This is a genomic window from Pseudomonas sp. LBUM1678 (assembly GCF_059695575.1).
In genome coordinates, this window is sequence record NZ_CP166775.1 from 2,392,176 (window position 1) to 2,407,713 (window position 15,538).

General features: G+C 56.4%; 13 protein-coding genes and 1 pseudogene. 7 read left to right on the plus strand and 7 right to left on the minus strand.

Translation table 11 applies throughout. The features are described 5' to 3' along the window. Window positions 1-136 precede the first annotated feature (136 nt). Window positions 137-1,567 (plus strand): IS1182 family transposase, encoded by a 1,431-nt coding sequence (locus ACA070_RS10940; protein ID WP_497451118.1) that lies wholly within the window; start codon window positions 137-139, stop codon window positions 1,565-1,567. A gap of 201 nt (window positions 1,568-1,768) precedes the next feature. Here the strand turns inward: ACA070_RS10940 and ACA070_RS10945 are convergent, their stop codons facing one another. Then, window positions 1,769-2,695, minus strand: coding sequence for a LysR family transcriptional regulator (locus ACA070_RS10945; protein WP_497451119.1), 927 nt, complete (start codon window positions 2,693-2,695; stop codon window positions 1,769-1,771). Between the two features lie 153 nt (window positions 2,696-2,848). On the opposite strand from ACA070_RS10945, the gene ACA070_RS10950 reads away from it, so the two are divergent. The 4 genes and pseudogenes from ACA070_RS10950 (at window position 2,849) to ACA070_RS10965 (ending at window position 7,285) form a co-directional block, all read left to right on the plus strand. Next, window positions 2,849-4,054, plus strand: coding sequence for an MFS transporter (locus tag ACA070_RS10950; RefSeq protein WP_497451120.1), 1,206 nt, complete (start codon window positions 2,849-2,851; stop codon window positions 4,052-4,054). A gap of 164 nt (window positions 4,055-4,218) precedes the next feature. Next, window positions 4,219-5,447, plus strand: a pseudogene (locus tag ACA070_RS10955) (nucleoside recognition domain-containing protein). Between the two features lie 706 nt (window positions 5,448-6,153). Beyond that, complete coding sequence (locus ACA070_RS10960; RefSeq protein WP_497451121.1) at window positions 6,154-6,462, plus strand: hypothetical protein; 309 nt, start codon at window positions 6,154-6,156, stop codon at window positions 6,460-6,462. Between the two features lie 490 nt (window positions 6,463-6,952). Next, a complete protein-coding gene (locus ACA070_RS10965; RefSeq protein WP_497451122.1) occupies window positions 6,953-7,285 on the plus strand; it encodes a hypothetical protein in 333 nt (110 codons plus the stop codon). A gap of 446 nt (window positions 7,286-7,731) precedes the next feature. Here ACA070_RS10965 and ACA070_RS10970 read toward each other — a convergent pair whose 3' ends face one another. After that, entirely contained in the window at window positions 7,732-8,487 is a 756-nt protein-coding gene (locus tag ACA070_RS10970) for a bestrophin-like domain (protein ID WP_497451123.1), read from the minus strand. 291 nt (window positions 8,488-8,778) lie between these two features. Then, window positions 8,779-10,371 carry a GMC family oxidoreductase gene (locus tag ACA070_RS10975; protein ID WP_497451124.1) on the minus strand — a complete coding sequence of 531 codons (1,593 nt, stop codon included), beginning with the start codon at window positions 10,369-10,371 and terminating at the stop codon, window positions 8,779-8,781. Window positions 10,372-10,454: 83 nt separating this feature from the next. Here ACA070_RS10975 and ACA070_RS10980 point away from each other — a divergent pair, with 83 nt between their 5' ends. Further along, window positions 10,455-11,510 carry an AraC family transcriptional regulator gene (locus ACA070_RS10980; RefSeq protein ID WP_497451125.1) on the plus strand — a complete coding sequence of 352 codons (1,056 nt, stop codon included), beginning with the start codon at window positions 10,455-10,457 and terminating at the stop codon, window positions 11,508-11,510. Between the two features lie 21 nt (window positions 11,511-11,531). Here the strand turns inward: ACA070_RS10980 and ACA070_RS10985 are convergent, their stop codons facing one another. The 4 genes from ACA070_RS10985 to ACA070_RS11000 form a co-directional block, all read right to left on the minus strand. Continuing rightward, window positions 11,532-11,990 carry a glycine zipper 2TM domain-containing protein gene (locus ACA070_RS10985; RefSeq protein ID WP_497451126.1) on the minus strand — a complete coding sequence of 153 codons (459 nt, stop codon included), beginning with the start codon at window positions 11,988-11,990 and terminating at the stop codon, window positions 11,532-11,534. A gap of 14 nt (window positions 11,991-12,004) precedes the next feature. Next, complete coding sequence (locus ACA070_RS10990; RefSeq protein WP_497451127.1) at window positions 12,005-12,433, minus strand: YajG family lipoprotein; 429 nt, start codon at window positions 12,431-12,433, stop codon at window positions 12,005-12,007. 63 nt (window positions 12,434-12,496) lie between these two features. Then, on the minus strand, window positions 12,497-13,174 hold the full coding sequence (locus tag ACA070_RS10995; protein ID WP_497451128.1) for a DUF3313 domain-containing protein: 678 nt from the start codon (window positions 13,172-13,174) through the stop codon (window positions 12,497-12,499). Window positions 13,175-13,221: 47 nt separating this feature from the next. Beyond that, window positions 13,222-14,490, minus strand: a complete 1,269-nt coding sequence (locus ACA070_RS11000) for an OmpP1/FadL family transporter (protein WP_497451129.1) — start codon at window positions 14,488-14,490, stop codon at window positions 13,222-13,224. Between the two features lie 233 nt (window positions 14,491-14,723). Here ACA070_RS11000 and ACA070_RS11005 point away from each other — a divergent pair, with 233 nt between their 5' ends. Then, window positions 14,724-15,509, plus strand: a complete 786-nt coding sequence (locus tag ACA070_RS11005; protein ID WP_497451937.1) for a transporter — start codon at window positions 14,724-14,726, stop codon at window positions 15,507-15,509. Window positions 15,510-15,538: the final 29 nt, after the last annotated feature.

The following is a 15,538-nucleotide window of genomic DNA, read 5'->3' on the forward strand; positions in this document are numbered from 1 at the left end:
TGGGACAGGGATGCTCACCGGCTGCATAGGGTCGGTTTCAGCCGGTCGCGACAGGCAGAAATCGGCCCAGAGTGTGTAAAAACACCTTCGCGAACACTTGCTATGATTTCTGAGGATTTCATCGCAGGGATCGCCCATGAAGCGCTTTATCCAAGGTGAACATCGAGGCCAAGGCACCTTACTTCCCGAGAGCCTCGACGACTACGTCAGCGATACCAATCCGGTGCGCGTAGTCGACGTCTTTGTCGACGAACTTGACCTGGTCAATCTGGGTTTTGAAGGTGCCATTCCCGCAGATACTGGCCGGCCGGCTTACCACCCCGCGATCCTGCTGAAGATCTACATCTACGGCTATCTCAACCGCATCCAGTCGAGCCGCCGTTTGGAGCGAGAAGCTCAACGCAACGTCGAGCTGATGTGGTTGACCGGGCGTTTGATGCCGGATTTCAAGACCATCGCCAGCTTCCGAAAAGACAACAGCAAGGCCATCCGAGGTGTCTGTCGCCAGTTCGTTGTGCTGTGTCAGCAGTTGGGACTGTTTGGAGAAAATCTGGTCGCCATCGACGGCAGTAAATTCAAAGCAGTCAACAACCGCGACCGCAATTTCACCAGCGCCAAACTGAAGCGGCGAATGGAAGAAATTGAATCGAGCATCAACCGTTACCTGACGGCACTCGATACTGCCGATCGGCAAGAACCAACAACTTCCGAGCCCAGTGCCGTGCGGCTGGAAGAGAAAATTGCCAAGCTCAAAACTCAAATGAAAGAGCTTCAGGCGATCGAAATCCAGCTCAATGAATCGCCGGATAAACAGGTCTCACTGACCGATCCAGACAGCAGCTCCATGATGACGCGCGGCACGGGAATCGTCGGCTACAACGTGCAGACAGCGGTCGATACTCAGCACCACTTGATCGTTGCACACGAGGTGACCAACGTCGGCTCTGACCGCGACCAACTCAGCTCGATGGCCAAGCAGGCCCGAGAGGCAATGGCGTCAGATACGTTGTCGGTAGTGGCTGACCGAGGTTACTTCAAAAGCGAACAAATCCTGGCTTGTCACGATGCAAGCATTACCGCCTATGTGCCTAAGCCGATGACCTCAGGAGCCAAGGCTGACGGGCGTTTCAATAATGATGCCTTCATCTATGACGCGGCAAAAAACGAATACATTTGCCCGGCTGGAGAGTCGCTGATCTGGCACTATTCCTACGTTGAAAAAGGCCTGAAATTGCATCGTTACTGGAGTTCGAAATGCCAGGGCTGCGCGTTGAAATCGCAGTGCACACCGAGCAAGGAACGGCGAGTTCGGCGATGGGAGCATGAGGTCGTATTGGAGGAAATGCAGAACAGGCTGAGCAACGCGCCGGAGATGATGCGGATCCGAAAACGGACTGTTGAGCATCCCTTCGGGACGCTCAAGCAATGGATGGGTGCGACGCACTTTCTGACCCGAAAGCTTAACGGGGTAAGCGCAGAGATGAGCTTGAATGTGCTTGCCTACAACCTGAAGCGGGTTATGAAAATCATCGGCACCACTGGTTTGATGAAGGCGTTAACGGCGTAAAAACCGGCATTTTTACCCCATCCAAAAGACTCTACGAAGTTATTGAGCGGTTTTAACTGCTCCTGTAAATGTCACGGACTTGATCAGTTTGCGAAACGTAAGCACGGTCTCCTAGCGTCGATGTAAAACCCAATCTCACGTTTTTACACACTCTGGGCCAAAAGCAGCCGTCCATAAGCGACTGTTTCCGACCCATAGCTGTCATTGGATTTTTCTAGCAGACGGCACCAAACCAGCGGCAAGTGCCTCCAATAATGCACTGACCTTGGGAAGCGCCTGACGGCTCTTTGGCCAAATCAGATTGATCGCCAGGCCATCGGTTGCCAAGTGGGGAAGCACTTCAACCAATGTCCCCTCTTCAAGCTGTCGTTTGATCAACCATGAAGGTAACTGCGCGACCCCGCATCCCGCCGATACCGCGATCACCAGACCTTCGCCATCTCCCACAACGAACTTTGCGGCTATCGCCCTGCGTTCAATTTCGCCCGGGTGCTTTCCTGCAAAACTCCAAGGGCTAACCGTTCCATCCGCCCAGCCGTAAGCGATGCACTGATGCTGTTCCAGATCGCGATCGGTCACGGGCGTGCCGTGCTTACTCAAATATGCGGGAGACGCACAGAAGATATGCCACTCACTGCCCAGGTAGCGGTGTTCCAATGCGGCGGGCCAAACGTCCGAACCACCGATGCGTACGACGATATCGACACCTTCCTCAATAGGGTCGATGAAACGGTCGGAAAACGAAATGTGCGGGAGCAGCAGCGCATGTTCCTGGGCAAATCGCAGAATAACCGGAAGTGCCTGCAGGCGGCCGAATGCACCTGGAAGGTCAATGCGAATCCTGCCACGAGGCTCAGTGTTTTCGGCAAGCAGGGACAGCTCAGCCTCTTCGAGGTCAGCCAGCACACCTGTGCATGTGCGATAGAACGCAATCCCCGCATCCGTCAGTGACAAGCTTCGAGTTGTTCGATGGAACAACCGAGTCCCAAGCCTGCTCTCCAGTCGAGCTATCCCTTTGCTGATTGCCGAAGCCGTCAGACTCATCCGCTCGGCGGCGCCTTTGAAGCTGCCGGAGTCGGCGACGCAGACAAATACATCAATGCCCTTTAATCGTTCGGAGGAAAACATGGACGTCCCGCATTCATGAATTGAGTTCTGTCGACCTGATAAAAAACATCATAAATCAGAACACAATTCGCCAGTAAGCTTGATTCGCGCATCAATCAACACTATGCGACTGACGAACACCATAAACACAACCTGCTGAACGATGAGGCAAGGATGCTGACCACGCTAAAAAACTATCCGACAACAATAAATTTGCTGCTGTCGGCGTCCCTGATATTGACCCTGGCGCGAGCAATCACCTTGCCCTATCTGGTCATTTACCTTTCCGGCAGTTTCAGCTTGAGCGTCGCCGATATCGGTCTGGTTATTGGCAACACACTGATCATCGGATCGTTATTGAGTCTTTACGGTGGCTTTCTTGTCGACAAGATGTCCAGTTACCGGCTGATCCTGGGCTTAAGCGGTGTGTTCACGCTGGGGTTTCTCGGGGCGTTTCTGGCTCGCGATCTTTGGCTGTTCTACAGCTGCCTGGTACTGATCAACCTGGCTTATGCGGTCATTGATATCGCGGTCAAATCAGGATTTGGCAGCCTGCTTCCCATCACTGATCGCAGCGAAGTTTTCTCGATCAAATACACGCTGACCAATATCGGGTATGCCGTCGGCCCGTTTCTTGGCGCTGGCATGGCCAAGCTGGATATCAGCTTGCCATTCCTGTTATCTGCCGGGCTTGGAGCAGGATTCTTCTTCATCTATTTCGTTTGGGGCAATAGAGACCTGAACGCTACCGATGAAGCTCAGAAACCAGTACCGTTTCTGGTCGTGGGAAAACTGTTACTCCAGGATTATCGGTTGGTGTGTTTCACCCTTGGTGGGCTGCTCAGTGCGGTGGTCTTTGGCCAGTTCACCGCTTATCTCTCGCAGTATCTGGTGGTCACTACTACACCAGAATCCACCTACCAGATCATCAGTACCGTTGTGGCGACCAATGCGCTGATGGTGATCAGCTTGCAATACTCCATAGGCAGGAAGATCTCTCACAGACATCTGAATCTGTGGCTGGCCGCGGGACTGAGTATGTTCATGATGGGGTTGGCGGGTTTTGCCCTGTCGACCTCTATTCTGCTCTGGGTCATTTCCATAGCCATTTTCACGGTCGGCGAGATCATCGTATTCCCCGCCGAGTACATGTTCATCGACAAAATCGCTCCGGCCAACCTGCGCGGCATGTATTACGGAGCACAAAACCTGTCCAACCTCGGCGCGGCACTGGGACCGGTGCTTTGCGGAGTCGTATTGGCGACTCAGCCTCCCCACTACATCTTCTACATGCTTGCGCTCTTCATTGTTGCTGGTGGAATGTTTTACTTCCTGGGAGCTTCCAATTTGAGCGCTACAACGGATATGGATCCTAATTGAAGGGCAGCAATGAGAAAGACGGTGAGGTATCAAAAAATCACCTTATAAATGTCCGCTTTAGGTCGCCAACGTAGATAACCGCCCAACCGCCACTCAGATTTATAGGCACACCCCGGCCTGCTAAGCCACGCTATTATCCCGCCAATTAAAACGGGGGGATAACTATGCTCAACGGCTTGTGGTTGGGTTTTTCGTGGTGGCGGCGATTGCCGGCTTTTCCCGCTGGTTGCTGGGGGATAACCCGGCGGTGTTTGCCGCCATGGTCGAAAGCCTGTTCGCCATGGCCAAGCTGTCGGTCGAAGTCATGGTCCTGCTGTTCGGCACCCTGACGCTCTGGCTTGGCTTCCTGCGCATCGCCGAGAAGGCCGGCCTGGTCGATGTGCTGGCGCGCCTGCTGAGCCCGCTGTTCGCCCGCTTGATGCCGGAAGTGCCGCGTGGCCACCCGGCCCTGGGCCTGATCACCCTGAGTTTCACCGCCAACGGCCTGGGCTTGGACAACGCCGCCACGCCCATCGGCCTTCGGGCGATGAAGGCCTTGCAGGAACTCAACCCGAGCAACATCGCGGCGAGCAACGCCCAGGTGCTGTTCATGGTGATGAACGCCTCGTCCTTCGTCCTGCTGCCGGTGTCGATCTTTATGTACCGCACCCAGCAAGGGGCGGCGGATCCGGCCATAGTGTTCCTGCCGATCCTGCTGGCCAACAGCGTCTCCACCCTCAGCGGGCTGCTGTCGGTGGCCGTGATGCAGCGCCTGAAACTCTGGGACCCTGTGCTACTGGCCTGGTTCGGCGCGGGCGCGCTGCTGCTCGGTGGCTTTATGGCGATACTCGCCGGGCTCTCAGCGACCGCGCTGGCGGCGCTCTCCTCGCTGCTCGGCAACCTGACCCTGTTCGGCCTGATTCTGATCTTCCTACTGCTGGGCGCGTTGAAGCGGGTGGCGGTCTACGAGACCTTCGTAGAGGGCGCCAAGGAAGGTTTCGAGGTGGCGAAAAACCTCCTACCCTACCTGATCGCCATGCTCTGCGCCGTGGGTGTACTGCGCGCTTCCGGTGCCCTGGACCTGGCGCTCGACGGAATCCGCTGGCTGGTCGAGGGCCTGGGCTGGGATACGCGCTTCGTCGAGGCGCTGCCCACCGGCCTGGTCAAACCCTTCTCCGGCAGCGCGGCGCGCGCCATGTTGATCGAGACTATGCAGACCCACGGCGTCGACAGCTTCCCGGCGCTGGTCGCCGCGACCATGCAGGGCAGCACCGAGACCACCTTTTATGTGCTGGCGGTGTACTTCGGCTCGGTCGGCCTGCAACGCGCCCGCCATGCCGTGGGCTGCGCCCTGCTGGCGGATCTGGTCGGGGTGGTGGCCTCGATTGTGGTGTGCTACTGGTTTTTCGGCTAATGGACACCCAGGGATACCCCATGCTGTTGCGGTGACTATCGCCGACGTCCCCGACCGCAAAGGGGCACTGCTGGCGCTCAAGCGTTGCAACAAAAGGCCAACGCCGACGGTCGGCATCAAAAACCCAAAAGTCAGCTTCTGGCCGTTCTCTGCCGGTCGTCATTCCCACGTGCGCTGGTCAAGTCGGCTGCAAATGACTGGTCAGTTGTGATGCCGATGGGGGGCAAGTCCGTGCAACTCCAAAAGCCCAGCCGCCCGCTGGGCTTTTTACTGCCCGCTCATCTGCTCAGTCGCACACTTTTCACCTGCCAAATTCAAACTATTACGGCCCAGAAAAGCTGGACCTCATTGGTGAGGTGGGTATGTCTACCGATTCGAGTTTTCAAAACCAAACACAAGGTTCTGTTCCATCCAAGCCTGAGCCAGGTTCAGATGAGCCGACGCTAGATCCAGACGATCCGAACAAATACGATCCGTTGAAAAATCCAAGCGATGATCGTCCAGAAGACTGGAAGGATCCTGGTGAGAGGACTACCCCAGAGGCGGATGAACAGACACCGCTTTCAGACGATAGGAGATAGGAGAGAAAGCCCGGCCAGTGAGCCGGGTTTTTCTTCTCCGTTCGTCCACTGCGCTGCACTTGTAACGCTTTGCCGTTTCTCATGTTCAAGCACGGACATCCCGCGCATCAGTACGGAGGTTCAGCATGGAAATTGACGAGAACGCACCTGGCAACAAATCACAGCAGCCCGAAACGCGCACGACGGACAACGAAACCGGCCATGCCCCCAAGAGGGACGAGCCCGAAGTTCCGCTGCCTCCAGACGACGAGGCTCCTGTCGACGAAGACATGACTGACGTGGATGCAAATAACTCGGTGTCGAGTGAGCATCCAGAAGCTGGACAGAGCGGTCGAATCGATAACCCTGACGCCGACCCACAGATGGACGATCAGGACGAAAACGATGAGGAAGCTCGCGGTATGCCTGCGAGTGACCCTGAATCAGGTGCCTGAATTAGTTCGGACGATTTCCGATGCCCGCTCAACGCGGGCTTTTTTACGCCTCGAGTTTACCTGTAGCCAGGGCAGCCCTTGGGAAGGCCTGGACGTCGATGGCCGGATAGTGCGACGTACGGAATCAACACCGGCAGCCCCCGCACCCTGACCTCACATGCTTTCGGGGTGGTGCGAGACGGGATCAGCGAGACCGATGCAATAGGGCGTCGGCGCTCGTGAACGTCTTCGGCAGACAGCGGGATTTAGAGCAGTGAATAGCCGCTGGGTTCGTACACGCGTCTAATGCCTGCTTTTGGCCGATTGCCGCCTGTCGCCTCAGTCAGCTGTGGTTCGGTCTCACGTGGCAGCATCGATACACAGCGAACCTAAATCCTCCAGCCACGGTCGCCAGGTGTTAGAGCTGATCAAGAGGAGACTCGCTACTGGAGAAATTCGTCATGCTGATAGAATCGTACTAGCTATTCATAACATCCCTCCGAGAATCGGCATGAGCCCAGAACTAACTGAAGAAGAGATGCGCCGGGCGCTGTTCGGTGCTGACGAGCCGGTTGCGCAGGACAATGCGCCTCCTGTGCAAAAGCCTCTCACGGATATCGTGATCGCGCAGTCGACGAAGGTGGCAGAGAAAAAGAAGGTCGCGAAAGCATTTACACCTAGGCTAAAAGTCACGCTTCGGGTGGGCAATGAATTTGAAGGCAAGACGCACGAGATGGTCCATGAGGCCGATACGTTGAGCACCCTCCTAGCTGAGCAAGAAGCGACTAGGGTGGCTAGGAAAAAATTCCGATTTGTGGAAGTGGTTTCGATCAAGTCGATGTAGATGGATTTTCACGAGACTAACGGGCTAGTCGTTGAAAGGCTTTCATTTGGTGGCTAACCCGAACGACCTCGCTGGAAGGACTCCCGTCCTGGACGTCACTGGCGGTAATCAACCCAAAGTTGACGCTGGTGACAAGCAGAAAACGACCCTTGGCTGACGGTGGCGAGAGGCAAAAATCCCAAGACAGTCGGTAGGAGCGCGTCTGGAATTTTTGGCTAATCCGAGCACTTCAGTAACCTTGGCATAACTATTCTGGACAATTCTCCAGTCGCTATTTGAGTTGACCCTGGTTACATAGAACCCGAAGCCGGAAATAGCAGTAGAAATGGACAGCAATCGACCCAACCGTAACCCCTAAAAAGACATTCGTGTGTAACAGTTCCGAATATAGCGAGATCTTCTAGGCAAATTTGATGCGATGACTGGACCCTCCCTCGACTAATCAGTTACCGGATGATCTCGGCCAAAGCTTGGCGCATCGGCTCGCCGGAGACATGGACGAGGCCGGAGAAGGGCGAGTCCAGCTCCAGGATCATGGTGATGCCTCCCGAAACCGCAATCGAACAGAGGCAGAAAACGGCGATCGTCGTGGCATTGCGAGGTGCGAACAAGCCAAAGCTGGAGAAAACGAGTCCAAGCCAAAAAATCAGCAGAATCAGGAATGGCATCGGAATGTTGCTGACACGTTGTTCCGCCAGCAGCCAGCGCGCCTGTAACACGTCGTCCGAAAGCGTGAGTGCCTGCGTGCGGAGCCAGCGCTGCCTCGGATTAGTCGCAACGAGCATTAGAATCGAGTCCTGTGTCGCCTCCATCATCTGAACAGTCGCGTCGGTTGATCGAGGAGGTTCCCCAGCCACCGGGAACAACTCTTGCATTTTCGCACTGGCGTAGGTGCGCAACTTGGCACGCGCACCATCCGCCTCAGGTCCGTAACGTTGCATCAAACGGTTGATGCGGACGATGTCCACTGCGATTTTGGACACTTCAGCCGACCGTGACGAAAATGAACTGTTCGCCGTTGAAATCATCAAGCCGATCACCAATGCCGACAGCGTGCCGACAATCGCCGCCGACACTGTGATCGCGTTACGCGACTCATTACTGAGGTGATGCTCGGGCAAAGATCGCGCAGCAAAAATGCCGATCAGAGCGCCACCAAAGATACACATGAAGGCGATCAGTCCAATACCGAAATGGTTCATGAGAGAAAAGTGCGCATCACTTCACCTTGGCGTTCATGCTTTCGTCGGGAAAGTCGGCCGCAGCGAGGAATGTCTTTTAAATTGCAATGCAAGCGGCTCACTTAAATCGTTTTGTCGCACTGGTGAAGTGTAGACATCCGCGCCGCGCCTACAATGAATCGCTTCATGATCGTCTCCCTTACGATCTTAACGTCCAGACGGTTAGACAATCCTGGGCGTTTTCACACAGCCTGGACTCAAAGCCGCCGCTCGCGAAGTGCTCCAAAGGCGGCCCTATTAGCGAACTGACAGTCAGGATCGCCCGCTCGCGGACACCCAGTCGGCGGCGCGCTCGGCAATCATGATTGAAGCGGCATTGGTGTTGCCGCCAATCAGTGTCGGCATGATCGAGGCATCCACAACGCGGAGTCCCTCGATCCCATGCACACGCAATTGGCTGTCCACCACCGCCTGCTCGTCGGTTCCCATTTTGCAGGTGCCGACCGGGTGATAAATGGTGTCGGTGCGCTGGCGCAACAGCTCGATCAGTTGTTCGTCACCATATATCCCGTCGCTGTGCATATCTTTCAGACCGTAACGTGCCATTGGGGCTTGCTGGATAATCTCCCGGGTCATTCGGTATCCGCTGAGCAGGGTCTCCACATCATCGTCATGCCCCAGAATGTTGGGATCGATGCGGGGTGGGGCGCTCGGGTCATTCGATTGCAAGCCAACGCTGCCTATGCTCTTGGGGCGCAATACGCAAACGTGGCAACTGAAACCATGCCCCCAGTGCAGCTTGCGGTTGTGATCGTCAATCATCGCAATCACCGAATGCAGCTGGATATCCGGGCGAGCAAGTCCGGAATCGGTTTTCAGGAAACCGCCGCCTTCGGCGAAGTTGCTGACGAAGGGGCCGCTTCGATGCCGGGCATATTCGATCAGTGCCTTGCCCATCTTTGCGCCACCGCGCAGGGAAACTCCCATCAATGACCTATCGTGGCTCTTGTAGCGGAGCACCACATCCGGATGGTCTTGCAGGTTCTGCCCAACGCCGGGAAGTTCGTGCTGCACAGGTATGCCCTGAGGCTTGAGTTCCGCCTGCGGGCCAATTCCCGAGAGCATCAACAAGTGCGGACTACCAAAACATCCGGCACTGAGCAGTACCTCCTGGCGAGCCTTGATGGTCTGGCGGTTGCCCTTGATGCGCAGCTCCACGCCGACGGCCTTCTTGCCTTCCAGTACGATGCGCTCGGCGGCGACTGAAGTCAGCACGGTAAGGTTCTTGCGGATCTGGCGAATCTGTTTGAGGAAAGCGGTGGCCGTGCTCCAGCGCCGACCGTCGCGGATAGTCACGTCGAACTGGCCGACACCTTCCTGGTCGATGCCGTTGAAGTCAGGGTTATGGCGGTGTCCGGCCATCTGTCCCGCCTCGATAAAGGCTTGGGTGACGGGATGCATCGGGTTCCTGCCGACATAAAGCTCGCCTTGCGCTCCGTGATAGTCGCAGGCCCCGCGGTGGTTCATTTCACTCTTGCGAAAGTACGGCAGTACATCGGAGAACGACCATCCCGGATTACCCAGGGCCTGCCAGTCGTCAAAGTCACTGTGATGTCCACGGATATAAACCATGCCGTTAATTGAACTGCTGCCACCCAGCGCCTTGCCGCGAGGTTGATAGCCACGACGTCCGTTCAGGCCAGGCTGAGGTACTGTCTGGAGCGCCCAATTGACATGTCGGCTCGGCACAATCGCCGCGACTCCCACGGGTGCGTGGATCAATGGCGAGCGGTCTTCCGGCCCGGCCTCCAGCAAACAGACGGTGACATTGGGATTTGCACTTAGGCGATTAGCCAGGACGCAGCCGGCTGAGCCGGCGCCGATGATTACGTAGTCGAATTCCATCACAGATTGATCCCGAGCGAGCAAATTGGGGCTGCTTCGTCAGGAAGCAGTAGGGGATGTGTCGGGATGGATTGTTAACGCGTATGCCCAGAGTGTTATTGACCTTTCATGACATTTATTTGATATTTGATGACATGACTTCTTTAATCCGAACAACGTCATTCACCGGATTCCGTGAAGTGACGAGCCAGCTCGGCGGGCAAGCTGACCTCATGCTTGAACGCTTCCGCATCAACCCGGACCTGTTGATGGACGAGGACGCGCGCGTGCCATTACGTTCCTTAGTAGACCTGCTGGAGTTTGCTGCGCGAGAGCTGGAGTGCTCCGATTTTGGTCTGCGCATGGCCGAGTATCAGGACTTGCATATTCTCGGGCCCATTGCGGTGATTGCCCGAACGTGCGCCACGGCGGGAGAGGCGTTGGCGCAAATCATCCGGTTTATCGGTTACCACAGCCCGGGCATCCGGCTGGATCTCGATCTGAGCGAGGCCAACGCTCCGCGTCTGGTCATCGATATCCGGTTGTCCGGACCGAGCCCGCGCCGGCAAATGGAGGAACTGGCGATGGGGATGGCGCATAACGGCATGAAGTTGCTGTATGGCGCCGATTTCGTTGCTCAGTCCGTTCTGTTTTCCAGCCATCAGTCACTGGTGCAGGCACGTTACCGGCGTTATTTCAAAACGACGGTTTACAGGGGCCAATCCTGCAACGCACTCGTCCTGCGTGACGAACAACTGAGTCAGCGCATCGAGCAGCAGGCCCCCTTCCTGCATCAGGCACTGGAGCAGTATTTCGCCCAGTTCGACTTGCAAGCGACATCGGATGTCGTCGATCAAGTAGAGCGCCTGGTCCTGCGCATGATGCCGATACAGCGTTGCCGATTGCCATTGATTGCCGAGCAGCTCGGTATGCATGTACGTATGTTGCAACGAAGGTTGGCCGAGCACGGGCAAAGTTTCGATGATTTGGTGGAGGCCCTCCGCCGCGACCGTGCCGACCACTATCTGGCGCAAAGGCACATGCCGATGTCCCAGGTCGCCGGTCTCCTCGGCTACAGCGAACAGAGTGTGTTCAATCGTGCTTGCAGGCGCTGGTTTGCAATGTCGCCGGGAGCCAGGCGTCGTCAGTTACTTGGATGAAACCTGACCCTTGCCCTGACCTTAACCGCCTTGCTGTACCACTCGGGCATCATTACCTGAGCCTTGTATATAAACGCTCATACCTTTACCCAGGGATGGATTGATCGGCTGGGTAACCGACACCAGTACGCCACTTTTGACCCGCACGATGATCTGTTGCGCCTCTATCGGCTGGTCGTACTTTTTCTTCTCTGCGTAGTTCCCGCCAACAGCACCGGCGAGCGCGCCGGCCACCATGGCGACATCCCGCCCGGTGCCGCGGCCGATCAGGCTGCCAAGACCGACACCGCCGAGGCCACCGAGAACGGCGCCGATGCCACTGTCGTGATTGGTCTGCATCTGCGTTACCGAAATCTGCTCAATCTTCCCCGAGCGGATTTCGATTTCACCGGCACCACCATCGGTTGATCCCACGGCCGAGCAGGCACTGATCAGCACTGTCGTCAACGTAAGCGCCAGCCAGGACAGGATAGCTTTCATTATTGTGCACCTCGTTATTGGTATTTGATGGCAATGCCTTTGAGCTTGCGTCCCTGGATCGTTTCGATGTCACGGCTCCACAGAGGGCCAGTCACGTAAGCTGCGACTGGCTGAATGTGGTCATAAACGACGACCACCGCGTCTGCGCCAAGCTTGGCCGCTTCTTCACGCAGTTTCTGTTCAACCTGAGTGATGGGCGGCGCCGGGTCGACACTGGCATCGATGAGGATATCGCCCAGTTGCACATTGGATCGCGTAGGTTCTACGCGCAATACCTCGACTTCGCTGGGCAGGGTCGGCGCGGGATGCTCAACCCCGACGTACGCGGTCGTCTGGGCATCGACCGTCGCGCATGCACTCAGCATCAGCACACTGGCGATGAGCGCTGCGGCGAGTAACGGCATTTGCAATGTTGAGAATCGAAGCGATGAACAGGTCCACATGTCAGTTGTCCTTTGCTTGAGGTTTGTTCAACCGCCAACCCGTGTTGGCGGTTGAAAAAGGGCTCAGCTGCGGATGAACGCCCAGAGATCGGCATTCAATTTGTCGATGGCGGCCTTGAAGTCTTTCGTGGTGATTTTCTGGCTCTCGTTCGACAGCTGACTGCCAAATACCTTGCGTACAACTTTGGCGACGGTCTGGCTGGTTTTCGCGTCGATCAACTCGGCTTCGATGAACAGGTTAGTGTCCTGATCGCGGTGACCGGTGGCAGCTTGCGTGGCTCCCACCACGGCCGCGATCGGAACCACTTCATACCATTTCATGCCTTCGTTGGAGGCGCTGACTCCGGTGATTGCTGCGCGCAGGATCAGGGGTTTTGACCCGGCCGGTGCTGTGCTCTCGTTCGACACCACCCGGTATTTCTGGCCCAGCACGCCTTTGGCTTTGCTGGTCATGTAGTTTTGCAATTCGTCCAGCGTCTGCTGGTTGACTCGTTCATTGGGTTTGGGTGCGGGATAGAGTTCCAGCTTGTTGAATACCACTGTGTCATACGCATTCGGATTCCACGACGGACTCACCCAGCGCATGGTCTTCTCGCCACTGGTGGTGGTCACTTCTTGCAGGTTGTTGTAGTTGGGCAGGAAGCCGGAATACTGGCTCTGTTCGGTGACTTTCGATGTACAACCAACGAGGAAGAGCCCGAACAATGCGGCGCCGATAAGTGATTTTCGGGACAAGTTCATGGTGGTATGTGCTCCTTGGGTAGTATCGTTTTTTTGTAGGCGGTACTTCAGAATCGCCAGGTCATGTTTCCGGTCAAGGCTTGAATCCAGGCGTTGTCGAACTGGCCGGAAGTTCGATTGCCCGACACGGATTTGGTCTGGTCCACCGGCATGTCGCCGAGCCAGGTCATGACCCAGCTGACGTTGACATCGGTGTCTTTGTTCAGAGCATAGGTAGCCCCTGTCGCAATGCGCCAGGATTCGCCCATGGGCACGGTAAAGGTACGGTTGCTGTCCGAGACGGCGCTGCTGTCATACGCCACACCGAAGTTCCACAACAGTTGCTCGGTCGCCTGGTATTGCGTGCCGAGGGAGAGATGCCAGGTGTCCTTGAAGTTGGCATCGACGGTTCTCGATTGCGATCCCAGCGCGGTGGTATCGACCTGCACGGCGATGTCGCCGAACTCCGACCAGTCCTGCCAGTTGACCGAAGCCAGTAACGCCCATTGCCGGTCGAGTTGCTGGAACAGACTCAAGGTGACGGTTTGCGGCACCGTCATATCCAGTTGGGTGTTGGTGCCATTGACCCGCTCCAGCAACCGGCCATCGCCCTTGACGTCCAGCCCGTCTTCGAATTCCAGGTCGACTTTGCTGGTGTAAGTCAGACCGATGCGCGTGCCGGGTTGTGGGGCGTAGATCACGCCCGCGTTGGCACCAAAACCCCAATCCTGGTCCTTGTACTTGAACTGCCCGTCGCTGCGGTCGGTGAAGCCGAACGGCGAGCGGTCAATGGCGGTCTGTGCTTGCAACATGCCGTACATGGCTCTCACGCCGAGCCCCACTGACCACCGCTCGTTAAAGCGGTACGCCACGCTCGGCACCATCGACAAACCAAGCAGGCTGGCGTTCTGCGCGAAGTAACGACCTGACCATGCGTTGTCGTAATTGACCGCCAACCCGAAGTCACCGTACTGACCGAAGCCGACGCTCCAGTGGTCATCCAGTTCGTGGCTGATGAAAAAGCTGGCGCCGGGAATGGGATCAAGAGCGTTGCCACTGCCGCTGCCCGAGACGTTGGTATCGGAATCGCGGTCGAAGGTCAGGTCGCCATAAAGCACCTGCAAACCGCCGGTGATCTGCGTGCCCGGCAGGTAGCTCATGCCCGCCGGATTACTGGCGATGGTCGATGGGCCTTGAGCCCGTGCGGCGGCACCGGCGTTGGCCAAGCCGACGTTATCCGTGCCTATTTCGTAAAGCATGATGCCGCCAGCCCAGGTTTGCTGAGAGCACAGCGCAAGAAGCGTAAGGGCGGGTAAGGCTGTTGTTCTGGTTTGCATATGAACCTCGACAAACATCGTTTCCGAATTAGGGATGCTGGCGGCCTCCTGTCCTTGGATTCACCACCCGTTGCCCCACGCACTTCTGAAGGCGAATTGGCATGTGTCGGGAGAACCTGAACTACGCTGACTGGGGCCGGTTTATTCGCCCACGCCCCCCTTAATTCGTAGTCCATATTCTCGATATCGAGAAGGAGCTACTGATGAAAATTTGCATTCTCCTCACGACTCCTATGGCTTTGACAGTGATTTGGCCCACGATCGGTCTTACCGCCGATAGCCAGGCCGAGCTGGCGAAACAAGCCCTGAATCCGGTTGCTGCGCTTTACAGCGTGCCTATTCAATACAACTGGAACCAGAAACTTGGCCCCAGTGGCGAGGGGTATCAAAGCGTCACCAATATCCAGCCCGTGCTGCCATTCAGCCTCAACGACAAGTGGAATCTTATTTCCCGAACCATCCTGCCCGTTATCGATCAGCATGGCCTGGTACCTGGTGGGCAGGCGGACAAATCCGGTATCGGTGACGTGACCCAGAGCTTCTTTTTTTCACCCAAGCACCCAACCGCGAGCGGGTGGATCTGGGGGGCGGGGCCGGCAATTCTGGTGCCGACCGGCAGCGATGACCTGTTGAGCGGTGAACAATGGGGGGCGGGTCCCACTGTGGTTGCCCTCAAACAAAGTAATGGCTGGACCCGCGGCATTCTGGCTAACCACATCTGGTCGCTGGAAAACAGCCCGCCCGATGACAAAGACAAAATCAACCAAACCTTCCTGCAACCGTTCTTTAGTTACACCACCCATACCTACACCACCTATGGCATCAACACCGAATCCACCTACGACTGGCAAACCCGCGAATGGTCAGTGCCGATCAATCTCTCCGTCACCCAGTTGTTCAAAGTGGGTCATCAACCCATGAGCCTGCAAGCAGGTCCTCGTTACTGGGTTGACAGCCCGAAAGACGGTGCTGAGGGCTGGGGATTTCGGGTGGCATTTACGCTGTTGTTTCCCAAATAACTCCAATTACAATCGTCACAGCCCAAGCC